Origin of the sequence: Maritimibacter sp. DP1N21-5 (assembly GCF_019218295.1) — a bacterium.
In the GTDB taxonomy this organism is placed as follows: domain Bacteria; phylum Pseudomonadota; class Alphaproteobacteria; order Rhodobacterales; family Rhodobacteraceae; genus Maritimibacter.
Map to the genome: position 1 here is coordinate 144,477 of NZ_JAHUZF010000004.1, position 24,177 is coordinate 168,653.

Annotated in this window: 29 protein-coding genes and 1 tRNA gene; 8 read left to right on the forward strand and 22 right to left on the reverse strand. The window is 64.9% G+C overall.

Features of this window, described 5'->3' with window-relative positions; all coding sequences use genetic code 11:
- The first annotated feature begins 52 nt into the window (after positions 1-52).
- Positions 53-1,300, forward strand: a complete 1,248-nt coding sequence (locus tag KJP29_RS05100; protein WP_218462488.1) for an MFS transporter — start codon at positions 53-55, stop codon at positions 1,298-1,300.
- Here KJP29_RS05100 and KJP29_RS05105 read toward each other — a convergent pair.
- Positions 1,297-1,776 (reverse strand): Lrp/AsnC family transcriptional regulator, encoded by a 480-nt coding sequence (locus KJP29_RS05105; protein ID WP_218462489.1) that lies wholly within the window; start codon positions 1,774-1,776, stop codon positions 1,297-1,299. The genes KJP29_RS05100 and KJP29_RS05105 overlap by 4 nt on opposite strands.
- Before the next feature lie 109 nt (positions 1,777-1,885).
- Between KJP29_RS05105 and ald the strand changes: the two genes are divergently transcribed.
- On the forward strand, positions 1,886-3,004 hold the full coding sequence (gene ald, locus KJP29_RS05110) for an alanine dehydrogenase (RefSeq protein ID WP_218462490.1): 1,119 nt from the start codon (positions 1,886-1,888) through the stop codon (positions 3,002-3,004).
- 23 nt (positions 3,005-3,027) lie between these two features.
- Here ald and KJP29_RS05115 read toward each other — a convergent pair.
- From KJP29_RS05115 to KJP29_RS05135, 5 genes are all read right to left on the reverse strand, one after another.
- Positions 3,028-3,104 (reverse strand) — tRNA-Met (locus KJP29_RS05115).
- A 73-nt stretch (positions 3,105-3,177) separates the two neighbouring features.
- Positions 3,178-3,642, reverse strand: a complete 465-nt coding sequence (locus KJP29_RS05120; RefSeq protein WP_218462491.1) for an SH3 domain-containing protein — start codon at positions 3,640-3,642, stop codon at positions 3,178-3,180.
- 54 nt (positions 3,643-3,696) lie between these two features.
- The gene (locus KJP29_RS05125) at positions 3,697-4,572 is read right to left on the reverse strand and encodes a mechanosensitive ion channel family protein (protein WP_218462492.1); all 876 of its coding nucleotides are present in this window, start codon (positions 4,570-4,572) and stop codon (positions 3,697-3,699) included.
- Positions 4,573-4,658: 86 nt separating this feature from the next.
- Positions 4,659-5,093, reverse strand: a complete 435-nt coding sequence (gene mscL / locus KJP29_RS05130) for a large conductance mechanosensitive channel protein MscL (RefSeq protein ID WP_218462493.1) — start codon at positions 5,091-5,093, stop codon at positions 4,659-4,661.
- 163 nt (positions 5,094-5,256) lie between these two features.
- Positions 5,257-5,448, reverse strand: a complete 192-nt coding sequence (locus tag KJP29_RS05135; protein ID WP_218462494.1) for a PLD nuclease N-terminal domain-containing protein — start codon at positions 5,446-5,448, stop codon at positions 5,257-5,259.
- A gap of 256 nt (positions 5,449-5,704) precedes the next feature.
- On the opposite strand from KJP29_RS05135, the gene KJP29_RS05140 reads away from it, so the two are divergent.
- Positions 5,705-6,124: a hypothetical protein gene (locus KJP29_RS05140; RefSeq protein ID WP_218462495.1), complete on the forward strand. Its 420-nt coding sequence runs from the start codon at positions 5,705-5,707 to the stop codon at positions 6,122-6,124.
- An 84-nt stretch (positions 6,125-6,208) separates the two neighbouring features.
- Here KJP29_RS05140 and pheT read toward each other — a convergent pair whose 3' ends face one another.
- From pheT to pyk, 9 genes are all read right to left on the reverse strand, one after another.
- Complete coding sequence (gene pheT / locus KJP29_RS05145; protein WP_218462496.1) at positions 6,209-8,614, reverse strand: phenylalanine--tRNA ligase subunit beta; 2,406 nt, start codon at positions 8,612-8,614, stop codon at positions 6,209-6,211.
- A gap of 67 nt (positions 8,615-8,681) precedes the next feature.
- Entirely contained in the window at positions 8,682-8,963 is a 282-nt protein-coding gene (locus KJP29_RS05150; protein WP_218462497.1) for a YrhK family protein, read from the reverse strand.
- Positions 8,964-9,036: 73 nt separating this feature from the next.
- The gene (locus tag KJP29_RS05155) at positions 9,037-9,459 is read right to left on the reverse strand and encodes an ASCH domain-containing protein (protein WP_218462498.1); all 423 of its coding nucleotides are present in this window, start codon (positions 9,457-9,459) and stop codon (positions 9,037-9,039) included.
- Entirely contained in the window at positions 9,459-9,737 is a 279-nt protein-coding gene (locus KJP29_RS05160; protein WP_218462499.1) for a YrhK family protein, read from the reverse strand. The genes KJP29_RS05155 and KJP29_RS05160 overlap by 1 nt, the downstream gene beginning before the upstream one ends.
- Before the next feature lie 139 nt (positions 9,738-9,876).
- Positions 9,877-10,947: a phenylalanine--tRNA ligase subunit alpha gene (gene pheS / locus KJP29_RS05165; protein WP_218462500.1), complete on the reverse strand. Its 1,071-nt coding sequence runs from the start codon at positions 10,945-10,947 to the stop codon at positions 9,877-9,879.
- A gap of 127 nt (positions 10,948-11,074) precedes the next feature.
- Positions 11,075-11,440 (reverse strand): 50S ribosomal protein L20, encoded by a 366-nt coding sequence (gene rplT / locus KJP29_RS05170; protein ID WP_218462501.1) that lies wholly within the window; start codon positions 11,438-11,440, stop codon positions 11,075-11,077.
- A 13-nt stretch (positions 11,441-11,453) separates the two neighbouring features.
- Positions 11,454-11,654, reverse strand: a complete 201-nt coding sequence (gene rpmI / locus KJP29_RS05175) for a 50S ribosomal protein L35 (protein WP_218462502.1) — start codon at positions 11,652-11,654, stop codon at positions 11,454-11,456.
- A gap of 124 nt (positions 11,655-11,778) precedes the next feature.
- Positions 11,779-12,000, reverse strand: a complete 222-nt coding sequence (locus tag KJP29_RS05180) for a hypothetical protein (RefSeq protein ID WP_255553450.1) — start codon at positions 11,998-12,000, stop codon at positions 11,779-11,781.
- A 41-nt stretch (positions 12,001-12,041) separates the two neighbouring features.
- A complete protein-coding gene (gene pyk, locus KJP29_RS05185) occupies positions 12,042-13,487 on the reverse strand; it encodes a pyruvate kinase (protein WP_218462503.1) in 1,446 nt (481 codons plus the stop codon).
- Positions 13,488-13,658: 171 nt separating this feature from the next.
- On the opposite strand from pyk, the gene KJP29_RS05190 reads away from it, so the two are divergent.
- The gene (locus KJP29_RS05190; RefSeq protein WP_218462504.1) at positions 13,659-14,399 is read left to right on the forward strand and encodes an N-formylglutamate amidohydrolase; all 741 of its coding nucleotides are present in this window, start codon (positions 13,659-13,661) and stop codon (positions 14,397-14,399) included.
- A 17-nt stretch (positions 14,400-14,416) separates the two neighbouring features.
- Complete coding sequence (locus KJP29_RS05195) at positions 14,417-14,728, forward strand: DUF1244 domain-containing protein (RefSeq protein ID WP_218462505.1); 312 nt, start codon at positions 14,417-14,419, stop codon at positions 14,726-14,728.
- A 51-nt stretch (positions 14,729-14,779) separates the two neighbouring features.
- Here KJP29_RS05195 and KJP29_RS05200 read toward each other — a convergent pair whose 3' ends face one another.
- Positions 14,780-15,355: a HupE/UreJ family protein gene (locus KJP29_RS05200; protein ID WP_218462506.1), complete on the reverse strand. Its 576-nt coding sequence runs from the start codon at positions 15,353-15,355 to the stop codon at positions 14,780-14,782.
- 203 nt (positions 15,356-15,558) lie between these two features.
- On the opposite strand from KJP29_RS05200, the gene KJP29_RS05205 reads away from it, so the two are divergent.
- Both KJP29_RS05205 and KJP29_RS05210 read left to right on the forward strand, forming a co-directional pair.
- Positions 15,559-16,353, forward strand: coding sequence for a class III extradiol ring-cleavage dioxygenase (locus KJP29_RS05205; RefSeq protein ID WP_218462507.1), 795 nt, complete (start codon positions 15,559-15,561; stop codon positions 16,351-16,353).
- Positions 16,354-16,390: 37 nt separating this feature from the next.
- Positions 16,391-16,795, forward strand: a complete 405-nt coding sequence (locus KJP29_RS05210) for a VOC family protein (RefSeq protein ID WP_218462508.1) — start codon at positions 16,391-16,393, stop codon at positions 16,793-16,795.
- Here the strand turns inward: KJP29_RS05210 and KJP29_RS05215 are convergent, their stop codons facing one another.
- From KJP29_RS05215 to dgcN, 5 genes are all read right to left on the reverse strand, one after another.
- Positions 16,796-17,374 carry a hypothetical protein gene (locus tag KJP29_RS05215; protein WP_218462509.1) on the reverse strand — a complete coding sequence of 193 codons (579 nt, stop codon included), beginning with the start codon at positions 17,372-17,374 and terminating at the stop codon, positions 16,796-16,798.
- 35 nt (positions 17,375-17,409) lie between these two features.
- Positions 17,410-18,849: an OmpA family protein gene (locus KJP29_RS05220; RefSeq protein ID WP_218462510.1), complete on the reverse strand. Its 1,440-nt coding sequence runs from the start codon at positions 18,847-18,849 to the stop codon at positions 17,410-17,412.
- A gap of 98 nt (positions 18,850-18,947) precedes the next feature.
- Positions 18,948-19,811, reverse strand: coding sequence for a D-amino-acid transaminase (locus KJP29_RS05225; protein ID WP_218462511.1), 864 nt, complete (start codon positions 19,809-19,811; stop codon positions 18,948-18,950).
- A 10-nt stretch (positions 19,812-19,821) separates the two neighbouring features.
- A complete protein-coding gene (dgcA, locus tag KJP29_RS05230) occupies positions 19,822-20,787 on the reverse strand; it encodes an N-acetyl-D-Glu racemase DgcA (protein ID WP_218462512.1) in 966 nt (321 codons plus the stop codon).
- Positions 20,788-20,874: 87 nt separating this feature from the next.
- Complete coding sequence (gene dgcN, locus KJP29_RS05235; RefSeq protein WP_218462513.1) at positions 20,875-21,879, reverse strand: N-acetyltransferase DgcN; 1,005 nt, start codon at positions 21,877-21,879, stop codon at positions 20,875-20,877.
- A 253-nt stretch (positions 21,880-22,132) separates the two neighbouring features.
- Between dgcN and KJP29_RS05240 the strand changes: the two genes are divergently transcribed.
- The gene (locus KJP29_RS05240) at positions 22,133-23,092 is read left to right on the forward strand and encodes an L-malyl-CoA/beta-methylmalyl-CoA lyase (RefSeq protein WP_218462514.1); all 960 of its coding nucleotides are present in this window, start codon (positions 22,133-22,135) and stop codon (positions 23,090-23,092) included.
- A 48-nt stretch (positions 23,093-23,140) separates the two neighbouring features.
- Here the strand turns inward: KJP29_RS05240 and KJP29_RS05245 are convergent, their stop codons facing one another.
- On the reverse strand, positions 23,141-24,001 hold the full coding sequence (locus KJP29_RS05245; RefSeq protein ID WP_255553451.1) for a zinc-ribbon domain-containing protein: 861 nt from the start codon (positions 23,999-24,001) through the stop codon (positions 23,141-23,143).
- Positions 24,002-24,177: the final 176 nt, after the last annotated feature.

The window sequence follows — 24,177 nt, forward strand, 5'->3', positions numbered from 1 at the left end:
TTTGACGCCGCCGGCAATTGCGACAATCTGGCGCGGCAACTGGAGGCTCCCCATGGACACAGCGCGCGGCCAGCAAAGCCTGATCACCCCCGTTCTCGTCGCGGGGTGCATCGTCATCATCGTGAGCTTCGCGATCCGCGCCAGTTTCGGCGTATTCCAGATCCCCATCGCCGAGGACTTCGGCTGGGCGCGGGCGGATTTCTCGCTCGCCATCGCGATCCAGAACCTTGCCTGGGGCATTGGCCAGCCGATCTTCGGCGCGATCGCCGAAAAGATCGGGGATCGAAAGGCCATCGTCATCGGCTCGCTCATGTATGCCGCCGGGCTGCTCTTGTCGTCCTTCGCGACCACGCCGCTCGCGCACCAGATGCTCGAGTTCATTGTCGGCTTCGGTATTGCGGGCACCGGCTTCGGGGTCATCCTCGCCGTCGTCGGGCGGGCCTCCTCGGACAAGAACCGCTCGATGTCGCTGGCCATCGCGACGGCGGCGGGCAGTGCCGGGCAGGTCTTTGGCGCGCCGCTTGCCGAATGGATGTTGTCCTTCATGTCGTGGCAGAGCGTCTTCATCGTCTTCGCAGTGGCGATCATCGCGGTGCTGGCGGCGCTCCCCATGATGCGCGCGCCCACCGTGTCCCGGATGGAGCTCGAGGAAAGCATGGGCACGGTGCTCAAGCGCGCGTTCCGCGATCCGTCCTATACGCTCATCTTTCTCGGCTTTTTCTCCTGCGGCTACCAGCTCGCCTTCATCACCGCGCATTTCCCCGCTTTCGTGACCGAGATGTGCGGTGCCATCGACCCCTCCGGAACGCTGGCTTCGATCGGCGTTTCGACCACCTCGGCACTGGGCGCGGTCGCAATTTCACTGATCGGGGCGGCGAACATCGCCGGAACGCTCTTTGCCGGCTGGATGGGGAACCGCTTCTCGAAGAAATACCTCCTCGCCGCGATCTATACGGGTCGGACCATTGCCGCGGCCGTCTTCATCCTGATGCCGATCACGCCCACCAGCGTCATCGTCTTCTCAATCGTCATGGGGAGTCTCTGGCTCGCCACCGTGCCGCTCACCTCCGGGCTCGTAGCGCATCTCTATGGGTTGCGCTACATGGGCACGCTCTATGGAATCGTCTTCTTCTCGCACCAGCTGGGCAGCTTCCTTGGCGTCTGGCTGGGCGGACGGATGTATGACCTGACGGGGGACTACACCTTTGTCTGGTGGATCGGCGTGGGGGTGGGGGCCTTCTCGGCCATCGTCCACCTGCCCATCCGGGAACGGCGCTCGCCGGTGATGGTTCCGGCCTAGGTCGGAAGCGCCGTGGTCTTGAAGACCGTGCGCAGCGCAAAGCTCGACTGCATGCCCAGAACGCCGGGCAGCCGGGCGAGCTTCTGTCGGTGGACCCGGGCGAAGTCGTCGGTGTCGCGCGCCACGACCTTCAGGATGTAATCCGCCGAGCCGGCCATCAGGTGGCACTCGAGCACCTCCGGAACCAGGGCCACCTCGCGTTCGAAGGCCTCCAGCAGTTCGTCGGCCTGACCGGAGAGCTTGATCTCGACGAAGACCATCGTGGGATAACCGATCCTCCGCGGGTTCAGGAGCGCGACATAATCCCGGATATAGCCGTCCTTCTCGAGCCGCTGCACCCGTCGGTGACATGCCGAGGCGGACAGATGAACCTTTTCCGACAGTTCGGCATTCGACATGCGCCCGGTGCGCTGAAGCGCGGCAAGGATGCGGCGGTCGATATCGTCCAGCGCCTCGTCAACGGTAGAATTTTGCATGAAGACCTTTCCTTGTGCGCGTTCCTTCGATCATTTCGTCTCACGGAACGATGAAATTCAACCCGTTTGCGTGGGTTTCGCGGGAAGATGGGGCAAAGAGGAGGACCAAATGCTCATCGGATGCCCGAAAGAAATCAAGCCGCAGGAATACCGCGTCGGCGTGACCCCCGCTGCCGCCGGCGAGGCCGTTTCGCATGGCCACGAGGTGATCATCGAAACGCAGGCGGGGCAGGGCTCGGGCTTCACGGACGAGGATTACCGCGCGGTCGGTGCGACCATCGTGAGCACCGCCGAAGAGGTCTTCGCCCGCGCCGACATGGTCGTGAAGGTGAAAGAACCGCAGGCGGTGGAGCGCAGGCAACTGCGCGAAGGGCAGCTTCTGTTCACCTATCTCCATCTCGCGCCCGATCCGGATCAGACCCGCGACCTTCTGGACAGCGGCGTGACGGCCATCGCCTATGAAACCGTGCTTGACCGGGATGGCCGCCTTCCCCTGCTCGCGCCGATGTCCGAAGTCGCGGGCAAGCTCGCGCCCCAGGTGGGTGCCTGGACGCTGCAAAAGGCCAACGGCGGACGCGGGGTTCTGCTGGGCGGTGTGCCCGGGGTGACACCGGGCCGGGTCGTCGTGCTTGGCGGCGGCGTCGTCGGCACCCAGGCCGCCCGCGTGGCCGCAGGCATGGGCGCGCAGGTCACCGTCTTCGACATGTCGCTGCAGCGCCTGCGTCAGCTCGACGACATGTTCCGGGGAGAGTTCTCGACCGCCTTTTCTTCGAAAGCGCGACTGGCAGAGGCGCTCTCCAGCGCCGACATGGTGATCGGTGCCGTGCTCATACCCGGAGCCGCGGCACCCAAGCTGGTCACGCGCGCCGACCTTGGCCGCATGAAACCGGGGGCCGTGCTCGTCGACGTTGCCATCGACCAGGGCGGGTGCTTCGAAACCTCGCGGCCCACCACACACCAGGACCCGATCTACGAGGTCGACGGCATCATGCACTATTGCGTCGCCAACATGCCGGGCGCCGTCGCCCGAACCTCGACCCTCGCGCTCGGCAACGCCACGCTCCCCTACATGCTGCGTCTCGCCGACCTCGGCTGGCGCGAGGCTTGTCTCGCCGACGAGGGCCTTGCCGCCGGGCTCAACACCCACGCCGGCCAGCTCACCAACTACGCCGTCGGTCGGGCGTTGGAGATCGACGTGATTTCGCCGCAGGTTGCGTTGAAATCATGACGAGACATTGTCGGGGAGAGTGATGGTAGCGTGGGGCGGACTTGAACCGCCGACCCCAGCATTATGAGTGCTGTGCTCTAACCAGCTGAGCTACCACGCCATCACAGGGGGGGCAGATACCGCCACCTGCGGGGCCTGTCAACACGCATTCGGCAGGAAACGCGCGGTGGTCGTCACTGCCTCAGATATTTCGACGAACACCAACCGACGGTGCCGCTCTGATGCCGCACGCGGACCCATTCTCCGGCGCGTTCGAGGATGCGGACTTCCTCGCCGTTGTACATCGGTCCGATGATGGAATAGCGGGTGCCGGGGCCCGTGCGCAGGTTGAGGAAACCGTCCCCCGGCGAATAGACGTAGTAATAGGGCGACACCGCCAGCGCGGCGAGGTAGCGGGCGGAACACCAGCCGACCGTGCCGCTGTCATGGCGCACGCGCACCCAGCTTCCGGCGCTTTCAAGGATGGTGACGCGGCTTCCGTGGCCCATGCGCCCGATGATGTCGAATTGTTCGCCCGGCCCGGTGCGCAGGTTCAGAAAGCCGTCTCGCGGCGAGTTGACGGCGTGAGTCTGTGCCGTGGCGGGTCCGGCCAGGGTAATGGCAGCGAGGCCTGTGGCGATGAAAATCCTGCGGTCCAATGCGACCTCCCCTCCTGCTGAATGAGGGAAGGATAGCATGGAATCGGGCGCGCGCTACTCTGCCGCGCGCTGGGTCTGCGCCACGGCGAGCGAGGTGCCGGGATCGGACTGGACCCAGGACACCTGTTGCGGGAAGGGGATCGACAGGCCGGCGGCGTCGAAGCGTTCCTTGACCGCCTTGGTCATGGCGAACTTCAGGTCCCAGTAGTCGGCGGCGGCGGCCCAGATGCGCATGGTCAGATCGACGGAGGAATCGCCAAGGTTGGTCACGCGCACCCAGGGCTCCGGGTCGTCCATGACGCGGGCATCGGCCTTTGCCATCTCGAGCATGACCTCCATGGCGCGGTCCATGTCGTCGGAATAATCAATGCCCACGGTCAGGTCGACGCGGCGGGTGTCATGGGCCGAGTAGTTCGTGATGATCGCGCCCCATGCCTTGCCGTTGGGGACAATGATCTGGATGTTGTCCGGCGTCGCAAGCTCGGTGAAGAAAAGGTTGATCTCCTTCACGGTGCCCGATGTGCTGTCGATCGAGATGTACTGGCCGTTGCGATAGGGCCGGAAGAGGATGATCATGAAACCCGCCGCGAGGTCGCCCAGCGTGCCCTGAAGCGCGAGGCCGATGGCCAGCGTTGCGGCGCCGAGCATGGCGACGAGCGAGGTGACTTCGACCCCGAAGACATTGAGGACCGTGATCCCCACGATGCCGAGCAGCACCCAGCGCACCATCGAGGCGATGAAGTTCCCGACGGTCGGGTCGATGCGTTTGGCGTTGTCGACGCGTTTCTTGACCATGCGGCTGATGGCGGCGGCGATGATCCAGCCGACGATGAGGATGAGAAGCGCCTTCACGCCGTCGAGCAGATAGGGGATCAGCTCTCCGAAGCGGTCGAGCCATGTGGCAACTTGCTGTTGGATTTGCTCTTCCATTATGTCCGGGTCCTTTGGTCTTGCGGTTCTTCGGCAAACGAAAAGGGCCCGCCGGGGCGGGCCCTTTGCAGTGAGTCAGTGGTCCGTCAGCGCGCCTTGAGCGCGTCGCGGATTTCCGTGAGTAGTGCCACTTCCGGCGGCGGCGGCGGAGCTTCCTTGGGGGTTTCGACCTTGGGTCCTTCGGCGGCCGCCTTGATCTTGTTGACCATGCGCACGAGCATGAAGACCACGAAGGCGATGATCAGGAAATTGATCAGGGCCATGATGAAGCTGCCATAGGCAAAGATCGACGCGCCGGATTCCCGCGCCGCTTCGAGCGATGCGCCCTCGGGGACATCGCCGGAGAGCACGGCATAGTTGTTGGTGAAGTCGATGCCGCCGGTGAAGAGCCCGATGATCGGGTTGATCAGGTCCGCGACAAGCGACGTGACGATGGCGGTAAAGGCCGCGCCAACGATAATACCGACGGCCATGTCCATGACATTGCCGCGCGCAATGAAGTCTCTGAATTCCTTGAGCATTTCGCCCCTCACTGTCCAAAAGCGCCGTTGCATCGGCTGTCGCGAATGCTAGCACAATTCGAACATCTGGCAAAGGATCGTTTCCCCACGCGCCAAAGGCGGCCGGGAGAGGGCTCCCGACCGCCTCATGTCGTGTCTTGAAGGACCCTGGCCTCAAGAAGCCTTACACCGTCCGGGCGCTCGATTTCGGGCCGGCCACGAGCCAGATGATGAAGCCGAGCAGCGGCAGGATGATCACAAGCAGGGCCCAGAGAACCTTGGACCCGGTCGAGGCACCCGACGAGAAGATCGAGATCAGCGCCCAGATGTCGAGCGCGAGGAGGATGAGGCCAAAGAAGCCGGAAAGTTCGAACATGTTTGTCTCCGTTCTGTCTGACACCCTGAGGGGGGCGAGGGAGGAATTGTCCATAGAACGCCGGGCAGGGGTTCTTGGTTCCAAATGGGCGCTCCCCTGCCGATTGCGGGGGGAGTTCTGCCGACGCGGCGGCAAGGTTTCGCTGTCCCTTGGCAAGGCGCTGCTGAAATCGACGCGCTTGCGTCGGGGCGCTCGCAAAGCCGGAGGCAAGGGCACAGGTTGGACCCGTAAATGATCCGAAACGAAAGGAACGATCATGACATCGAAGAAAACGCTCGCCCTTCCGACCCTTGCCATTGTGGCCGCATTCGGGGTCACGGGCATCGCCAACGCTCAGGCGATGAGCTTTTCCGGTATTGATGCGAATGCGGATGGCACGCTCGACATGACCGAGCTTCAGGCGACCTTCGGCGCGAATGCCGAGCTTGCCTTGCAGACCTATGACATGAACGGCGACGGCATGGTCGAAGTGGACGAGGCCCGTGAAGTCGCGATGCGCGGGTCGGTTACGACCAACAGCGCGATGGAACAGACTGCGGATGCCGCAGGCGATACGCTCGACCAGACGCTTCAGGACGCCGAAGACGTGCTGGACGAAGAAGCCGCGAGCATGGCCGAAGACGGTATGGGGCTCGAACTAGGCGCGGAAGCGACCGGTGAGACCTCCTCGAATTGACCCCCGCCACTGACGTTCCCCCTTCGCGTCAGTGCTGCCCCCGGTTGGCTTGGCCGACCGGGGGATTTTTGTATGTGAACCGGCCTAGCCCCGCAGCGTGCCGCCGGTGGCCTTGGTCACCTTCTCGACGATCCTGGCCGACAGTGCCTCGAGGTCCTTCTCGGTCAGCGTCGCGTCCTTCGGCTGGATGCGCACGGTGATGGCGAGCGATTTCAGGCCTTCGTCCCCGAGCTTGCCCCCGGTGAACTGATCGAAGACGCGGACCTCTTCGATCAACACCTTGTCCGCGCCCGCCGCCGCATTGACGAGCGTCAGCGCGTCCACATCAGCGGCCACGACGAAGGCGAAGTCGCGTTCGACCGGCTGCAGGTCAGAAATGGTCAACGCGGGCCGCGAGGCCGAGGTCGATTTCGGGAAGGGAATGGTTTCCGGGTAGAGCGTGAAGGCAACGGCATTGCCTTTCACGCCCATCTCGGCGAGCACCTTGGGGTGCACCTCGCCGAAGACGCCCATCACCACCTTGGGCCCGAGGCAAAGTTTGCCGTGACGCCCGGGGTGCCACCAGCTCTCTGCCCCGCGCTGGATCTGCATCTTGGCGGGCGCGCCCATGGCCGACAGGATTGCCTCGGCATCGGCTTTCGCGTCATAGACATCCACCGACCGGCTCTCGCCGTGAACGTCTTTGGGGCCGGTCTTGCCGACCAGCAACCCGGAGATACGCAGGGTCTGTTCGCCCGGCTCGCCGCCGTGCCAGGCCGCGCCAACCTCGAAGAGTGCGAGGTCCGCGAACCCGCGCGCCTGATTGCGGGCGGCGGCTTGCAGAAGACCCGGCAGAAGATCCGGGCGCATGTGCGACATCTCGGACGAGATCGGGTTGTCGAGTTCCGTCGCCCGGCCCTCGGCCCCGAACATCGCCGCCGACTTCGCGTCGATGAAGCTGTAGGTCACGCATTCGTTGTAGCCCAACGCGGCAGCCGTGCGGCGACCGATGTTCTCGCGCTTCTGGAGGGGCGTCAGGATCGGCTTTGGTACACCCGTGTTGGCGCGCGCGAGCGGCTTGCCTTCGAGCTTGGTGAGCGAGGCGATGCGCGCGACCTCCTCGATCAGGTCGGCCTCGCCTTGCACGTCGGGGCGCCATGAGGGGACATGGGCCATGTCGCCCTCCATCTCGAACCCCAGCGCGGTGAGCGACGCGCGCTGGGTCTCCGGGGCAATCTCCATGCCGACGAGAGACGAACAGCGCGCGGTGTCGAGCTTGTAGGCGCGGGCGGTGTCAGGCACTTCTCCCGCCGTCACCACGTCCGAGGCCTCGCCCCCGCAGAGGTCGAGGATCATCTGGGTGGCCAGTTCGATGGCCAGCGGGTTGAACGCCGGGTCGATGCCGCGTTCGTTGCGGTAGCGCGCGTCCGAGTTGATCTTGAGCGCGCGGCCCGTCTTGGCGATCTGGATGGTGTCCCAGACGGCGGCCTCGACGAACACGTTCACGGTGTCCTCGGTGCAGCCGGTTTCCTCGCCCCCCATGATGCCCGCAACGCTTTCAACGCCATGGTCGTCCGAAATCACGACGGCGCCGGGGGCGCAGGTATAGGTCTTTTCGTCGAGCGCGAGCAGCGTCTCGCCGCCCACGGTCTTGTGGATGCGCAGGTTGCCATGGACCTTGTCCGCATCAAAGACGTGCAGCGGGCGGTTCTGGTCGTAGGTGAAGAAGTTGGTCACATCGACGAGCGCCGAGATCGGGCGCAGACCGATGGCCTTGAGCCGCTGTTGCAGCCAGACGGGCGAGGGGCCGTTCTTGACGCCCCGGATCACCCGTCCCTGGAATATGTGACAGCCATTCTCGCCCTCGGTATCGCCGTCGATGGTGACGGTGATCGGGCAGGGGAAAGTGCCTTCTACATGCGCGGTCGGCTCGGGCTTCAAAGTGCCCAGACCCCGCGCGGCGAGGTCACGGGCGATGCCCCGGACCCCCAGCGCATCGGGGCGGTTCGGGGTGATGGCGATCTCGATGACCGGGTCGACCCGCGCCGGATCGTTCGCCGCGAGCCAGTCGATGAACTTCTGCCCGACCTCGCCGGAGGGCAATTCGATGATGCCGTTGTGTTCGTCCGACAGCTCAAGCTCGCGTTCCGACGCCATCATGCCGTGGCTTTCGACGCCGCGGATCTTGCCCACCGACAGCGTCGTGTCGATGCCGGGGACGTAATCGCCGGGTTTGGCCAGAACGACCGTAATTCCGGCGCGCGCATTGGGCGCACCGCAGACGATGGTCTTGTCGCCCTCGTCGGTTTCCACCGTGCAGACGCGCAGCCGGTCGGCGTCGGGGTGTTGTTCGGCGTGCTTGATCCTGGCCAGCGTAAAGGTCGACAGCTTGTCACCGGGGTTCTCGATCCCCTCGACCTCCAGACCGAGGTCGGTCAGCGTTTCCGCGATCTCGTCAACCGAGGCGGTGGTGTCGAGGTGGTCGTGAAGCCACGAGAGGGTGAATTTCATCGAGACGGTCCTTTGCGCGTGCCTCGCGCGATTTACGGCAATTGGCCGGGATTGAAAAGCCTGCGGCTCAGGGTTCGGCCCGTTGTGCAAGGTATTCGACATGCCCCATGCGATAGAGGCGGATCTCGCGCAGCAATCGAAGGCTGGGCTTGGCGGCGAAGAGCAGGGAGCCTGCGAGGTAAACCCAGATCACCGTCGCTTCGTCCACCCCGAGGATATACATGAGCGACCCCGCGACGAAGGCGAGCGACGCGCCGAAGTCCACGGCGGTATAGATCAATTGGAAGCGGGCATAGACCGTTCTGGACGCTTCGCTGCGTTGTCGGTTGGCATGGCGAAAAAGACCCATGGGACCTCCGTTTGTCTGGCGTTGCGACGCGCCTAACGAGAGGGCTCCGGGAGAAGTTCCAGCCCTGCGCAGATCAGCGCGTGGCGAGGTCCTCGACCAGCTCGAATTCCTCGAAAAGCAGCATCATCTCGGGGTCGAAGCCGCCGTTTCTCTTGAAATACCGCTCGTGGTTCTTGCGCCAGCTTTCGAACGATGCGTCCTCACCTTCCTTGAGGGCGAGGTCCTCGGGCACGTCGCAGAACCGGATCTCGGTCAGCTTGACCGTCCGGATGACCAGCGCGGGCGACCCGTCCCAGTTCATCGCGATATCGGCGCGGCCCACCTTGGGCATCGCGCCCGGGTCGTCGTCGAAATCGGCCAGCGCCGCGCAGGTCGCGGTCTTCCTGCCCGACCGCACGAGGGCCAGAAGCTCGGCGCAAAGCCTGGGGTTGTCGCCGAAGGTGAAGTTACCGGCGCCCGGGTAGGTGTCGTTGAGGTCTTCCATCTCGTCGGTCATCACGTGTCCCTTTCGGCAAGCGTTTCGAGGTCGCCCAAGCGGTAGAGTTTGACCTCCCGGATCAGGCGGATCGTGGGCTTGGCAGCAAAGGCGAGGGAGCCGATCACGAAGAGCCATGTGGCGGCGTATTGCGTGGTGTTGGAGAAGAAGAGGAACGACCCGATCAGGAAACAGGCCGCCGCGAGAAAGTCGACGCCAGTATGGGCGACCTCATACCGCGCGTAGAGTTTGCGGGAGGCCTCGGAGCGGGTGCGGTTGTCGGGGTGGAAGAGGGGCATGGGCTACATTTAGCGGTGCGATGCCCGGTCCAGCAAGCCCACCGGATCGCTTGCGATCCGGTTTGCGCCCGACCCGCCCCCAAGGCGGGCGCAAGCGCCCACCCTCGTGCCGGGCGCAAACCTCTGTTCGTCTTGGGCCTTAGCGGTTCACCCCACCCCGCATCGTTGGCACGTCCAGCGCGGCAAAACCGTAATGCCGCAGCCAGCGCAGGTCGCTGTCAAAGAACGCGCGCAGGTCGGGGATGCCGTATTTCAGCATCGCGATCCGGTCGATGCCCATGCCGAAGGCGAAGCCCTGCCAGTCCGCCGGGTTCACGCCCGCATACTCCAGCACTTTGGGGTGGACCATGCCGGAGCCCAGCACTTCGAGCCAGTCGTTGCCTTCGCCCACTTTCACCGTGCCGCCCTCGAACGAACATTGCACGTCGACCTCTGCCGAGGGTTCGGTGAAGGGGAAGTGCGAGGCGCGGAAGCGGGTTTTGACCTCGGTGCCGAAGAAGGCGGTGAAGAACTCCTCGAGCACCCATTTGAGGTTCGCCATGGAGATGTCCTTGTCGATGGCCAGCCCCTCGATCTGGTGGAACATGGGCGTGTGGGTCTGGTCGTAGTCTGACCGATAGACGCGGCCCGGCGCGATAACGCGGATCGGCGCGCCCTGCGCCATCATCGACCGGATCTGCACGGGCGAGGTATGGGTGCGCAGCACGTGGGGCGGGCGATTGTCGCCCTCGGCCCGGTGCATGTAGAAGGTGTCATGCTCCTGCCGCGCGGGGTGGTGCGGTGGGATGTTGAGCGCGTCGAAGTTGTGCCAGTCGTCCTCGATCTGCGGACCCTCGGCCACGGCGAAACCCATGTCGGCGAAGATCGCGCTGACTTCCTCGGTCACCTGGCTCACCGGATGGATCGTGCCCATCCGACGGCCCCGCGACGGCAGCGTCACGTCGAGCCACTCCGCCGCCAGCCGTTCATTGAGCGCGGCGTCCCCGAGCGCCACCTTCTTGGCAGTGAGCGCCGAATTGATCTCGTCCTTCAGTGCATTGAGCTTGGGACCCTGCTCCTGCCGCTCCTCCGGCGTCATCTTGCCCAGCTCGCGCATGGCCAGCGCCACTTCGCCCTTCTTGCCCACGGCTTGCAGGCGAATGTCCTCCAGCGTCGCTTCGTCGCCAGCGGCATTGATGAGGCCAAGGTATTTCGTCTTCAGATCGTCCATCGGGGGTCCCCGTTTTTCAGCTTGCCCTCTGCTAGCACAGACGCGGTGCGATGCAAGACTGGTGGGCGCATAAGGAAAGGGCCGCACGTTCCCGCGCGGCCCCTCAATTCAGTTCCCAATCCTCAGATCAGGCAGCCAGCGCGGCTTTCGCCTTGTCGACGATCGCGCCGAAGGCTTCCGGCTCGTGCACGGCGAGATCGGCGAGGACCTTGCGGTCGACTTCGATGCCGGCGGTCGCGAGACCGTTGATGAAGCGCGAATAGGTCAGCGCTTCGTCATGCGCGCGCACGGCGGCGTTGATGCGCTGGATCCACAGCGAGCGGAAGTTCCGCTTGCGCTGCTTGCGGTCGCGCGTCGCGTACTGGTTGGCCTTGTCGACGGCCTGGGTCGCGGTCTTGAAGGTCTTGGAGCGACGGCCATAGTAGCCTTTCGCAGCCTTCAGGACTTTCTTGTGACGTGCGTGGGTGACGGTTCCGCCTTTGACTCGGGACATGTCTTAGCTCCTCTTAGCGATCGTAGGGCATCATCGACTTGACGATTTTCGCGTCAGGAGCCGACATGACAGTGGTACCGCGAGCGTTGCGGATGAATTTCTTGTGGCGTTTGATCATGCCGTGGCGTTTGCCGGCCTGAGCCGTGATGACCTTGCCGGTCGCAGACACCTTGAACCGCTTCTTGCAGCTCGATTTGGTCTTCATCTTGGGCATTTGCGTCTCCATTCTATTCTGACGTTAGGCGCGACTCGGCATGCCGCATTGGCCGGCCGCGCATGGAAGTGCGCCGTATAAGGGGGGTTGTCCCGTCTGGCAAGGGGGTTCAGGCTCTTTCCGCCTAAAGGTAATGCCCGATCACCGTGATGAAGCTCGTCGGCAGGTCCTGCCAGTCGTAGCCTCCCGGTTTCTCGCGCCAGGCATAGCCCATGAGCCCGCCGCCCATCAGGACCAAGATGCCCGACACGATGGGCAGGCGCCGGTCGATCCAAGCGTTGATCGTCGCCGGGATGGCGAGGGCGAGGATCGTGATACCGATCGCCATGTGCAGGTCGTAGGGCATGGGACACTCCGTCCCGGCAGGCCTCACCGGGTGCGCGCAGGCTACTCCGGGTCGGTCGCGAAGATCAAACGCTCCGCGCAGGGCGCGACGCGCAGGATGTTCGTGGTGCCGGGCACGTTGAAGGGCACGCCCGCGGTGACGACGATCTGGTCGTTCTCGGTGGCGATGCCGCTGTCGCGCGCGGCCCGGGCGGCGGCGACCACGGCCATCTTGAAGCGGTCCACCTTGTCGGTGAGGAAGCTCTGCACGGCCCAGGTGAGGCACAGGCGCCGCGCCGTGCCCACGAGCGGCGTGAGCGCGATGATCGGCACCTCGGGCCGTTCCCGCGCGACGAGCGAAGCGGTCGTGCCGGACTGGGTGAAACAGGCGATGGCCTGGATGTCGGTGGCTTCCGCGATCTCGCGCGCGGCGGACACGATGCCGTCGGCGATGGTCTTGCGTTCGACATAGCGGGAGTTGTTGAGGACCTGCCGATAGGTCGGGTCGCTTTCCACCTCATGCGCGATCTTCGTCATGGTCGACACCGCTTCGCGCGGGTAGTTCCCGGCCGCCGATTCCGCCGAGAGCATCACGGCGTCCGCACCTTCGTAGATCGCATTGGCCACGTCCGAGACCTCGGCCCGCGTGGGCACCGGGCTTTCGATCATGGACTCCATCATCTGGGTGGCGACGATCACCGGTTTGCCGGCGCGCCGGCAGGCATGGACGAGGCGCTTCTGGATCGGCGGCACGTTCTGGACCGGAAGCTCCACACCCAGATCTCCCCGCGCCACCATGATCGCGTCGCAGACTGCGAGGATATCGTCGAAGGCGCGCACGGCGGCGGGCTTTTCGATCTTGGCGAGCACGGCGGCACGACCCTTGGCCAGCGCGCGGGCCTCTTCCACGTCGGCAGGGCGCTGCACGAAAGACAGCGCAAGCCAGTCCACGCCCAGTTCGCAGGCGAACTCGAGGTCGGCCTTGTCCTTGTCCGACAACGCAGCCAGCGGCAGCACCACGTCGGGCACGTTCACGCCTTTGCGGTCGGAAATCGTGCCGCCCACGATCACCTCGCAGTTGGCGAAATCGTCTCCGCAGTCCTTCACCTTCAGCCGCATCTTGCCGTCGTTGACGAGCAGGGTCGAACCCGGCTCCAGCGCCTCGAAAATCTCCTTGTGCGGCAAGCAGACGCGGTGGCTGTCACCGGGTTTCTTGTCCAGATCGAAGCGGAAATCCTGCCCGTCCTCGAGATCGGCGGCCTCGGCCACGAAGGTGCCGCAGCGCAGTTTCGGACCCTGGAGGTCGGCGAGAATGGCGATCGGCCGGCCCAGGTCCGCTTCCACCTGCCGGATCGTCGCGTGCCTCTCTCGGTGATCTTCGTGCCCGCCATGCGACATGTTGAGCCGGAACACATCCGCGCCCGCTTCGGCGAGCGCCCGGATCATCTCATAGGTGGAGGAGGCCGGGCCAAGGGTCGCGACGATCTTGGTATTGCGGGAAGGGGACATGGGACCTCGGGTTTTGCGATGTTTGCGGTAACGGTCGAGATGTCTCTAAACCGGGTGGACGAGTGGCGCAACGGCAAGCCGGCGCTCGGCAGACAAAAGCGGGCGTATTCGTCCTCTTTTCATCCCGCCGACTGTCCGTTAGGCAATGTTGGCGATAACCGTGACAGGCGCATGACCTACCATCCTTTTCATACCTTCGGCGCGGACCGGACCGGTCGCTGGCTGATCACCTGCGACCACGCACAGAATTTCGTGCCCGAAGCCGTGGCGGGGGGCGATCTGGGCATTGCGCCCGAGGATATGGCCCGCCACATCGCTTTCGACCCGGGCGCCGCGGGGGTGTCGCTCGCGCTGGGCGAATTGCTCGACGCCTCGGTTGTCTGCTCGAACTTCTCCCGCCTCGTGATCGACCCGAACCGGGGCGAAGATGATCCGACGCTGGTGATGAAGCTCTATGACGGCACGATCATCCCGGCCAATCGTCATGCCGACGCGGCCGAGGTCCAGCGGCGACTGAACTTGTGCTACCGCCCCTATCATCAGGAAGTCGCGCGTCTCGCGGCGCGGCGCGAGGACACGCTTTACTGCGCCGTCCATTCCTTCACCCGCCAGCTTCGGGGCCGCGATCCAAGACCGTGGCAGGTGGGGGTGCTCTTTGCGCGCGACGAACGCCTCACCGCGCCGCTGATCGCTTTGCTCGAAGCCGAGGGGGATCTTTGCGTCGGCGCGAACGAGCCCTATGGCGGGCATCTGGACGGTGACAGCGTCGACCGTCATGCGATCCGCCACAACCGTCCGAACGTGCTTGTGGAAGTGCGAAACGACCTGATCCGGACCGAGGACCAGCAGCGTCAGTGGGCCGCGCGTCTGGCGCCGCTCCTTGAAGAGGCGGCCCGATTGGCACAAGTCTAGGGAAAACGGAGGATCCCATGGACGACCAGACCCGCATCGAACTCGAAGCCGCTGCGTTCCGGCGCTTGCGCCAGCACCTCATGGAAGACCGGCCCGAGGTGCAGAACATCGACCTCATGAACCTTGCCGGGTTCTGCCGGAACTGCCTGTCGCGCTGGTATCAGGAAGCCGCGAACGAGCGCGGCATCGAGATGAGCAAGGACGAGGGACGCGAGATTTTCTATGGCATGCCCTATGACGACTGGAAGGCCAGCCAGCAGACCGAAGCCTCGCCCGAGAAACAGGCCGCCTTCGAGGTCGCGTTCAAGGAAAACGTGCTGAAAGAGTGATCCTGTGGCGCAGCGGAGCGGGAGAACCGCGCCCCGCTGCCCAATTGGTGGTCAGCCGGCCACCACGACCCAGAGTCCGCCCAGCGCGGTCAGCACGCCCAGCCCCCGGAGGATATTGGCGCCACGGAGCGCGCGTCCTGCCATGATCGCGACCACGACCCCGAAGGCGTGAAGGAGCGCGGTGGAGATGGCAAAGCCGATCCCGAAGGCAAGGGCGCCCGCGGACCCAAGCTCGCCGCCATGTGCATGGCCGTGGAACAGACCGAAGAAACCGACGGCAGTCGCGGCCGCCCAGACGGGAAGACGGAACGCGAAGGCCAGGGCGAGGCCCAGGGCGAAGACCGAGACAAGGATCATCGGCTCGACGAAGGGCAGGGGCACGCCCGCGACGGCAGCGAAATATCCCAGGATCATCGCACCGACAAAGGCTGCGGGTAGCGCCACGATCGCCCGCCCGCCAAGCGACACGGCCCAAAGCCCCACCGCGACCATGGCCAGGATATGATCGAGTCCGAAGACCGGGTGCGACAGCCCCGCCATGACCGATCCGTGCTCGTTCGGATCGAGATGCGCGAGCGCCGGTGAGGCGGCAAGCGTGAGGGCGAGTGTCGGGAGGATGCGTTTCATTCTGGGTCCTTTCCTGAGTTGACCGGATACCTCGGTGGGAGTCGTATCCTTGACGCGGCTTCACCATGGTGCGCGAGCACCGGAAAGACAAACGCTTTGTGACGCGTGAAGTCTGCCAATAATTGCACAGAAACTGTTGGGAAATACCATCTTCTGTGCGGCGATAACGGCACTAGATTGGTGCCAACGGAAAGGAACCCATCATGACCCGGATGCCCACCTATTTCATTTCCCACGGCGGCGGCCCCTGGCCGTGGATCCCCGACATGCGCCGGGGCTTCGCCAAGCTCGAACGATCACTCGCGGCGATGCCCGACGAACTTCCCGAACCGCCCAAAGCGATTCTCATGATCTCCGGTCATTGGGAAGCCGACGAGGTGCGCGTGATGCATGCCGCGAAGCCGCCGATGGAATACGACTATTTCGGCTTCCCGCCGCACACCTACCAGATCACCTATCCCGCCCCGGGTGCGCCCGAGCTTGCGGAACGGACCGCAGAGCTGATCCGCGACGCCGGGTTCGACGTGACGCTCGACGAGACGCAGGGCTTCGACCACGGCACCTTCGTGCCCGCCTATATCATGTATCCCGAGGCACAGGTCCCGGTCTATCAGGTTTCGCTTCTCGCCAATTACTCGCCCGAGCAGCACTTTGCGATCGGCCGCGCACTTGCACCGCTGCGCGACGAAGGCGTCCTGATCGTCGGGTCGGGGCTGTCCTACCATAATCTGCGCAACTTCGGTCCGCAGGCCAAGGCGCCGTCGATGGCCTTCGACGACTGGCTGGGCAAGACGCTCGATGCGGCACCTGACGCTCGCACCGAGGCGCTCGTGGATTGGGAAACGGCGCCCTACGCACGCATCTGCCACGCGCAGGAGGATCACCTCGTGCCACTCTTCGTGGCGCTCGGCGCGGCCGAGGGTGCGACGGCCACCCGGACCTACCACGAAGACGACATCTTCGGTGGCGTCACGGCCTCGAGCTGGCGGTTTGACTGATCTTGCGCCGATGGCGCCGGGCGGTCACGGTGGCCCCATGGCGATCACCGGCGTCAACCATATCACCCTTGCCGTTACCGACCTCGACCGGTCGGTGGCGTTCTATCGCGATCGGCTTGGATTGCGGCTGCGGGCGGTCTGGTCCGAAGGGGCCTATCTCACCTCCGGCGCGCTCTGGCTTTGTCTGAGTCTAGCGCCCAGGGTGGACGTGCGCGGAGACTATAGCCACATCGCTTTCGACGTGTCCGAGCAAGATTTCCCGCTGCTGGTCGAGAGACTCGGCGTGGATGCAACGCTCTGGCAGGACAACGTCAGCGAAGGGGCGTCGACCTATCTGCTCGATCCGGACGGCCACAAGCTGGAGCTCCACGTCGGCGGGATCGACGCGCGCCTGGACCATTACCGCAAGCATCCCGAAAAGGGCGTCACGGTTCTGGACTGATCAATCGTCCTTCGCGCGCTGCCGGTTGGCAAACTCCGTCGTGCCGCCCGTCGCGAGGATCGTCGCCTGTTCGACCCAGTTGTCGCGGCTCACCCGGCCCTTGAAGCCGGTCAGGTTTTCGTCGACCCAGGCGACTTCCGCCGGAGTCCAGGCGGCGATCTGGTCGAAGTGATAGAACCCCAGGCCGTTCACCATTGCCATGAGCTTGGGACCTACACCGCGAATGAGCGTCAGGTCGTCGGGCCGGTCGCCGCGCGGGGCGTCGAGGGTGGTGGGCATGGTCGCGTGAGTCCGCTCGGGATGAGCCTGCGTCAATTCACCAGTGTCGGACGCCGGCGCGGAAGCCCCGCGATCCGCTTTCGCCGCTGCCAGTCGATCCTCGAGTTCCGCAATTCGTGCCGATTTCTCCTCCCCCGCCCTCCGACAGGCGGCGAGGTCGGCCAGGAGACGCGATTCCTGGCTGGTGTCGGGTGCGCTCCGCCTGCCCCAGAGAATCCAGCCTGCGATCAGGCCGACTCCGGCGGCGAGCGCCAGGAGCACTGCCATTTCGGAAAGGAGAAAACCCCAGTTGGTGAACATTTCTGCCTCATGACTGTTTGGCTGTTCGTCGCCCCTCAGGGCCAGGTAAAGGTCGTGCGGCGGTTCGCGGCGCGGCCTTGGTCTGTCGCATTGTCGGCCACCGGCTCGGTCGCGCCATAGCCGAAGGCCTGCACCTTGTTCGCAGGCACACCGCGCGCGACCACTGCGTCGCGCACCGCATTCGCGCGGGCAATGGACAAGCGGTAGTTCTCCATCTCGTCCCCCAGATCGTCGGTGTGTCCGCCGATCTGGACCTGCATTCCCATGCCCTTTGTGCAGAGGAGAAGCAGCCCCGCCAGATCGTTCACGACAGCGATGGAGGCGGCGTCGATCTGCGCGGACCCCGAGACGAAGCCGATGGTCCGGCCAGCCTGGATGGTCTGAGCCTTCGTGGTGCAATTGGCCCGCGAGACCTCGAGGTCCGGGAGCGTGAGCCAGTAGCCCGCGCTCGCGACTTCCGAAGCGCCGGTGGCGGCGTTGGTGCGCGTCGCGCCGTCCTGGGGGGCCTCGCCGCCCCTGACCGTGATGTCCTGCGTGTTCAGCGCGGCCTTCAACGCCTCGGCCACCTGCGCCGGACCAAGTCCGGGCGCGGCCTCGGCTTCGGCGAACATCGCGCCATTTTCGACCCGCAACGACAGCCAGTTCAGGTCGGGCAAGACCGTGGACAGGGCCTCAAGACGGGCGTCGAGCCCGGCAAACGTCCCGTAGGTCGGCGTCACATCGCCGCCGGTGTCCAACCCGCCAAGGCTCTCGCGCAGGCCATCGACGCCCAGCGTCTCGGGCACCGCGCCGTTCACCACGATCCCCTCCGCCGCATCATAGCGCAGGTCGAAGGCCACCTGACCGGTGTCGCGCACGTCGATCGACACAAGCCGCTCGAAACCTTCCGGCAGCGCCTCGAGCGCGACGGCGGCGGCTTTCGCCTCTTCCGGGGTCTTGGCGAGGCCCGACAAGATGGCCGAGGTCCCGGCCAGCGCGAAAGACCCCTCGTCGAGGACCGCCAGCGCCGCATGCCCGGCCAGCATCGCTCCCGACCAACCCTCCGGCGCACCGGAGGCAAGCGGAAGGGTGTCTGCCCCCGGCACGCCCTGTGCCGCGAGTGTCTCGGCAAGGGCAGCGCTGGGCGCGTTTCCGGTCACGGCGATGCTGCCGTCCGCCCCCTTGGCGATGGCACTGTCATAGGGCGCGGCGACAGGAAGCACTGTCACGTCCGCCGTGTCCACGACCCGACGCCCGTCAACCTCGTCCAGCGCGTCCTTGATGACGCCAAGCTCCTCGGGCGTATCGGCGGTGCCCGAGAGGGAGATGTCGCGACCCGATACGGTGACCGCCATGGGATGGATGGCACCCGTGACGACACCGCCCGCGGCGGCGCGGATTTCGTCCTCGATCCGTGGTGCCTGATGCTGCGCGCTCCAGAGCGCGAGACCGCCTATCCCGACGATCAGCACGAATGCTGCCCCGATTACCCGCATGTCGTCCCCCTGTCCGGTCTAGGTGCCGGGCCTGTCACAAGGTGTCGCCTCGTATACAGCAGGCCTGAGGGACGGCCAAAAATCAAGTTAAATCAGGGTCAGACCCCGGCTTTGCGGCTTTCTTCGAGGTAAATCTCGCGCAGACGGGCCGCCATGGGGCCCGGTGCCCCGGTGCCGATCGCAGCACCGTCGATCTCGACCACCGGCAGCACGAAGGTGGATGCCGAGGTGATGAAGGCCTCGTCGGCGTCCTGTGCCTCTTCGATAGTGAAGGGCCGTTCCACCACCGTCATCTGCGCTTCCCTGGCGAAGCGGAGCACGGCGGCGCGGGTGATCCCATGCAGGATATGTGTGGACAGTTCCCGCGTGATGATCGTGCCGTTCTTGACGATATAGGCGTTGTTCGAGGTGCCTTCGGTCACCACGCCGTCCTCGACCAGCCAGGCATCGTCGCAGCCCTGCTTCTTGGCCATCATCTTGCCCATGGAGGGGTAGAGAAGCTGGACCGTCTTGATGTCGCGGCGCGCCCAGCGCATGTCCTCGATGGAAATGACCTTGAGGCCCGTCTTGGCCGCCGGACTGTCGGCGAGGCCGGGTTTGTTCTGGGTGAAGAGCACCAGCGTCGGCTTCACTTTCTCCGGGTCTGGGAACACGAAATCGCGGTCGCCGGCGGAGCCGCGGCTGACCTGAAGATAGATCATGCCTTCGTCGATCTCGTTCAGTCGGACAAGCTCACGGTGAATCTCGAGCAGGTCGTCAAAGGCCGCGGGCTTCTGCATGTCGAGCTCGCCCAGCGAGCGTTCGAGCCGCGCGATGTGGCCGGAGAAGTCGATGATCTTGCCGCCAAGGACGGAGGTCACCTCGTAGACGCCATCGGCCATAAGGAAAGACCGGTCGAAGATCGAGACCTTCGCCTCTTCCTCGGGAAGGTACTCGCCATTGACGTAAACGGTTCGGCTCATGTTCGGACTCCTATCCCCAGAGGCTGGGCGAGGACGGATGGACCCCGGCCTCGTCGAATTGCAAAGGTTCCGGGCGGTCTTGGGCCAGCAGAAGCGGCCCGTCAAGGTCCGTCACCATCGCGCCCTGCGCGACGAGCACCGCGGGTGCCATGGCGAGGCTCGTGCCGACCATGCAGCCGACCATGATCCCGTAGCCCTCCGTCAGCGCCGCCTCGCGCAGGCGCAATGCCTCGGTCAGACCGCCGGTTTTGTCGAGCTTGATGTTGACCACGTCGTATTTGCCCTTGAGCGCGGCAAGGCTCGCAGTGTCATGTGCGCTTTCGTCGGCGCAGACCGGCACCGGACGCTCCATTCCGAGGAGCGCCTCGTCATCAGAGGCGGGCAGGGGCTGTTCCACCAGCGCCACGCCGAGACGCACCAGATGCGGCGCGAGATCGGCATAGACCTCCGCGCTCCAGCCTTCGTTCGCATCCACGATGATCCGCGATCTGGGCGCGCCCCGGCGCACGGCTTCGAGCCGTGCCATGTCGTCGGGCGTGCCGAGCTTGATCTTGAGGAGCGGGCGATGGGCGTGCCTGCGCGCGGCCGCCTCCATCGCGTCAGGCTCGCCCAGGGACAGGGTGTAGGCGGTGATCTCCGGCCCGGGCTTCGTCAGCCCGGCGAGTTCCCACGCCCGCTTGCCGGCGCGTTTCGCCTCGAGGTCCCAGAGCGCGCAATCCACGGCGTTGCGGGCGGCCCCGGCAGGCAGCAAGTCCATCAGCGACGCCCGGTCGAATTCCTCGGGCAGCCCCTCGATCTCCGCCGTCACGCTGTCCAGCGTCTCGCCATAGCGCTTGTAGGGCACGCATTCGCCCCAGCCCTTGTGCGTCCCGTCCGACAGCCGCACGGTCAGCACATCCGCATGGGTCTTGGACCCCCGCGAAATGGTAAAGACCTCGGCCAAGGGAAAACTCTCGGACGTCACGGACAGGTGCATCGGCTGCTCCTTCACTGCTTCACAAATACCTCACGGGGGTGCGGGGGTGTGAAACCCCCGCTGCCTGCCGCTGCCACGCGCGTGACCTTAGCCGAGCGCGACCAGCGCATCTACCAGCCTGGCCGAGCCAAAGCGGTAGGGATCGGTCGCGGGCAGGCCCATCTCGGCCTCGACCTTTGCGAGATAGACCTTCGCCTCCTCCTCGCTCATGTGCTGGGTGTTGACCGAGATCCCGACCACCTCGCAGGCCGGGTTTCCGACCCGCGCCAGCGGCAGCGCGGTGTCGCGCAGTGTCTCGAGCGACGGCAGCTTGTAGCTCGGCAGGCCCCGCATATGGTCGCGGGTCGGTTCATGGCAGAGGATCAGTGCATCGGGCTGGCCGCCGTGCACCAGCGCCAGCGTCACGCCGGAATAGCTGACGTGAAAGAGCGAGCCCTGCCCCTCGATCATGTCCCAATGGTCGTCGTCGTTGTCGGGCGTGAGCCACTCGATGGACCCCGCCATGAAATCCGCGATCACGGCATCGAGTGGCACGCCGTCGCCGGTGATGAGGATGCCGGTCTGGCCGGTGGCGCGGAAACTCGACTTGAGGCCGCGCGCCTTCATCTCGGCGTCCATTGCCATCGCTGTATACATCTTGCCCACTGAACAATCGGTGCCCACGGCGAGACAACGCTTGCCGCGCCGTTTCTCGCCATTCGCGATCGGATATTTCACCGAGGGCACCCGCACGTCGTGCAGCGTCCGGCCAAAAGTCTTGGCGACCTCCACAAGGTCGGCTTCGTCGCGCAGGAGGTTGTGCAGCCCGGAAGCGATATCGAAGCCCGCTTCCAGCGCGTCGATCAGCACGCGCTTCCAGGCCTGCGAAATCACGCCGCCCCGGTTCGCGACCCCGATGACCAGCGTCTTCGCTCCGGCGGCTTTCGCCTCGTCCAGCGTCATGTCGGGCAGTTTCATGTCGGCCTTGCAGCCCTCCATGCGGAACTGGCCGACGGCATTGTCCGGACGCCAGTCCTTGATGCCCTGCGCGACCTTGGCGGCGAGTCCATCCGGCGCATCGCCGAGAAAAAGTAGGTAGGGGGTCTGTATCATGCTTCACTCCACTGTCAGGGGCAGGATGGCTGACCTTCCTAACGATTGCCTCGCGATTTCGGTTGCAGGAGCGCGGATTTTTGCACGGTCTTCGCGCAGAAGTGGGTTTTCGTCGAATTTTTTTGCAGGTATCGGATCACCCTATGCCGCAACGCGGCGTCCATCTGCTGCACCTGCGAGAATCGCTTGGCATCTCTTGCGCAATAATCTATCCCGGATCGCGAATTGGACGTAACAAACTTGCGAGGCGATCATGTCTTTCCGAATCCAGCCCGCCGCTCCGGCCCGTCCGAACCGCTGCCAGCTCTTCGGCCCCGGCTCGAACACCAAGCTCTTCGCGAAAATGGCAGCCTCCGACGCGGATGTGATCAACCTCGATCTGGAGGACTCGGTGTCGCCCTCGGACAAGGACACGGCCCGCGCCAACGTGATCGAGGCGATCAACACCGTGGACTGGGGGAAAAAGACGCTCTCGGTGCGTATCAACGGTCTCGACACCCCCTATTGGTATCGCGACGTGGTCGATGTGCTCGAACAGGGAGGCGACAGGCTTGACCAGATCATGATCCCGAAGGTGGGGTGCGCGGGTGACATCTATGCCGTCGATGCTCTGGTGACGGCGATCGAGCGCGCCAAGGGCCGCACCAAGCCGATCAACTTCGAGGTCATTATCGAAAGCGCGGCAGGCATCGCCCATGTGGAGGAAATCGCGGCGGCCTCGCCCCGGCTGGTCGCCATGTCTCTGGGTGCGGCCGATTTCGCGGCCTCGATGGGCATGCAGACCACCGGGATCGGCGGCACGCAGGAAGACTACTACATGCTCCGCGAGGGCCAGAAGTACTGGTCGGATCCGTGGCACTGGGCGCAGACCGCCATCGTCGCGGCCTGCCGGACGCATGGGCTTCTGCCGGTGGACGGGCCCTTTGGCGATTTCTCGGACGACGACGGCTTTATCGCGCAGTCGCTGCGCTCTGCCACGCTCGGCATGGTCGGGAAATGGGCGATCCACCCGAAACAGATCGCGCTGGCCAACCAGGTCTTCACGCCATCCGAGGCCAAGGTGGCCGAAGCGCGCGAAATCCTCGCCGCGATGGAAGAAGCCAAGGCGACCGGCGCGGGCGCGACGGTCTACAAGGGCCGGCTGGTCGACATCGCGTCGATCAAGCAGGCCGAGGTGATCGTGAAACAGGCGGAACTGATCTCCGGAGCGTAAACGCAACACTGCCCGTCCGGTCCCTGCCGGGCGGGCGCCGACCCCAGGTCAACTGGCCTGTGCCGCGCTTTCCAAACGTGCGACGGCGTCGACCACCATCGCATTGATCCAGGCGATGAACCCGTTCACGAGGTCGACATATTGCGCCATGATCCCTGCGCTTGCCGGCAGGAGGTCGACGATCCTCGGCGCGAGCAGGTAGAGCCCCAGCGCCAGTGCCGCGAGGATCAGGACGGCTGAGAAACCGCGCCGGAAGCCGGACGACCCCTTCTGGGCAAATTCGCTGATCTCGGGGGTGGGCGCCGGGTCGCTGTGGTCGGTCCCCCGGTTTCCGTCGAGGGTGGAGTTGATCTCTTCGATGTCGGGGAAAACCTCGCGCCCGCGCCGTTCGGCCAGCGTGGCCGGCTCGGGCTCCGGTTCGGGTTCCGGCTCGACCTCGGGTTCGAGGGTCTCGCCCTCTTCGATGCCGCGCATGCGGGCCATCCGTTCACGCGCGATCCGGCGACGTTCGGCTTCCGGGTCGCCGTAGGCGCCTATGCCAAGCTCCTCCTGCACCTCCACGCTTTCGCGCGACCGGGCGTCCAGCTCGCGCTGGGCTTCGGTTTCGAGGATGTCGCGTACGTTGTCCGACATCGGGCGACGGGGCGGCGCAGGATGCGGCGGCTCGTCGGTGATGTCTTCTGGCAGATCGTCGTCGTCTTCGTCCGCGTCGACATAGTCGGCGTGATCGTCCTCGGGCAGCGGCGCTGGCTCCGAGCCGGCATCGTCCGCGTCACCGACCCCCCAGTTCGCCGGGCGCTGGAACCATGCGTGCCCGCAATTCGAGCATTGGACGTCACGCCCACCCTCGGGGATCACGCGATCATCGACCTCGTATTGCGCACCGCAATTCGGGCATACCAACCGCATTCGCCCTGATCCCCCGCTCTCGCATTTTGTCGTGGCAGGCGAAGCACCTGCCATTTGGCCATACTATGGGGAGCAAATCATGAAGAATCAAACCATTGCAATCGCGCCGTTGCAACAATCTGACCTGTGGGGCAAAACTGTGCAGAGCCGAACGGGGAGGCCAAAAGGGGGCGTCA

Coding starts and splice junctions, on each gene's coding strand:
- KJP29_RS05100 (WP_218462488.1), top strand. CDS start 53: ATGGACACAGCGCGCGGCCAGCAAAGCCTGATCACCCCCGTTCTCGTC.
- KJP29_RS05105 (WP_218462489.1), bottom strand. CDS start 1,776: ATGCAAAATTCTACCGTTGACGAGGCGCTGGACGATATCGACCGCCGC.
- ald (WP_218462490.1), top strand. CDS start 1,886: ATGCTCATCGGATGCCCGAAAGAAATCAAGCCGCAGGAATACCGCGTC.
- KJP29_RS05125 (WP_218462492.1), bottom strand. CDS start 4,572: ATGGAAGAGCAAATCCAACAGCAAGTTGCCACATGGCTCGACCGCTTC.
- mscL (WP_218462493.1), bottom strand. CDS start 5,093: ATGCTCAAGGAATTCAGAGACTTCATTGCGCGCGGCAATGTCATGGAC.
- KJP29_RS05135 (WP_218462494.1), bottom strand. CDS start 5,448: ATGTTCGAACTTTCCGGCTTCTTTGGCCTCATCCTCCTCGCGCTCGAC.
- KJP29_RS05140 (WP_218462495.1), top strand. CDS start 5,705: ATGACATCGAAGAAAACGCTCGCCCTTCCGACCCTTGCCATTGTGGCC.
- pheT (WP_218462496.1), bottom strand. CDS start 8,614: ATGAAATTCACCCTCTCGTGGCTTCACGACCACCTCGACACCACCGCC.
- KJP29_RS05150 (WP_218462497.1), bottom strand. CDS start 8,963: ATGGGTCTTTTTCGCCATGCCAACCGACAACGCAGCGAAGCGTCCAGA.
- KJP29_RS05155 (WP_218462498.1), bottom strand. CDS start 9,459: ATGACCGACGAGATGGAAGACCTCAACGACACCTACCCGGGCGCCGGT.
- KJP29_RS05160 (WP_218462499.1), bottom strand. CDS start 9,737: ATGCCCCTCTTCCACCCCGACAACCGCACCCGCTCCGAGGCCTCCCGC.
- pheS (WP_218462500.1), bottom strand. CDS start 10,947: ATGGACGATCTGAAGACGAAATACCTTGGCCTCATCAATGCCGCTGGC.
- rplT (WP_218462501.1), bottom strand. CDS start 11,440: ATGTCCCGAGTCAAAGGCGGAACCGTCACCCACGCACGTCACAAGAAA.
- rpmI (WP_218462502.1), bottom strand. CDS start 11,654: ATGCCCAAGATGAAGACCAAATCGAGCTGCAAGAAGCGGTTCAAGGTG.
- KJP29_RS05180 (WP_255553450.1), bottom strand. CDS start 12,000: ATGCCCTACGACCTGCACATGGCGATCGGTATCACGATCCTCGCCCTC.
- pyk (WP_218462503.1), bottom strand. CDS start 13,487: ATGTCCCCTTCCCGCAATACCAAGATCGTCGCGACCCTTGGCCCGGCC.
- KJP29_RS05190 (WP_218462504.1), top strand. CDS start 13,659: ATGACCTACCATCCTTTTCATACCTTCGGCGCGGACCGGACCGGTCGC.
- KJP29_RS05195 (WP_218462505.1), top strand. CDS start 14,417: ATGGACGACCAGACCCGCATCGAACTCGAAGCCGCTGCGTTCCGGCGC.
- KJP29_RS05200 (WP_218462506.1), bottom strand. CDS start 15,355: ATGAAACGCATCCTCCCGACACTCGCCCTCACGCTTGCCGCCTCACCG.
- KJP29_RS05205 (WP_218462507.1), top strand. CDS start 15,559: ATGACCCGGATGCCCACCTATTTCATTTCCCACGGCGGCGGCCCCTGG.
- KJP29_RS05210 (WP_218462508.1), top strand. CDS start 16,391: ATGGCGATCACCGGCGTCAACCATATCACCCTTGCCGTTACCGACCTC.
- KJP29_RS05215 (WP_218462509.1), bottom strand. CDS start 17,374: ATGTTCACCAACTGGGGTTTTCTCCTTTCCGAAATGGCAGTGCTCCTG.
- KJP29_RS05220 (WP_218462510.1), bottom strand. CDS start 18,849: ATGCGGGTAATCGGGGCAGCATTCGTGCTGATCGTCGGGATAGGCGGT.
- KJP29_RS05225 (WP_218462511.1), bottom strand. CDS start 19,811: ATGAGCCGAACCGTTTACGTCAATGGCGAGTACCTTCCCGAGGAAGAG.
- dgcA (WP_218462512.1), bottom strand. CDS start 20,787: ATGCACCTGTCCGTGACGTCCGAGAGTTTTCCCTTGGCCGAGGTCTTT.
- dgcN (WP_218462513.1), bottom strand. CDS start 21,879: ATGATACAGACCCCCTACCTACTTTTTCTCGGCGATGCGCCGGATGGA.
- KJP29_RS05240 (WP_218462514.1), top strand. CDS start 22,133: ATGTCTTTCCGAATCCAGCCCGCCGCTCCGGCCCGTCCGAACCGCTGC.
- KJP29_RS05245 (WP_255553451.1), bottom strand. CDS start 24,001: ATGCGGTTGGTATGCCCGAATTGCGGTGCGCAATACGAGGTCGATGAT.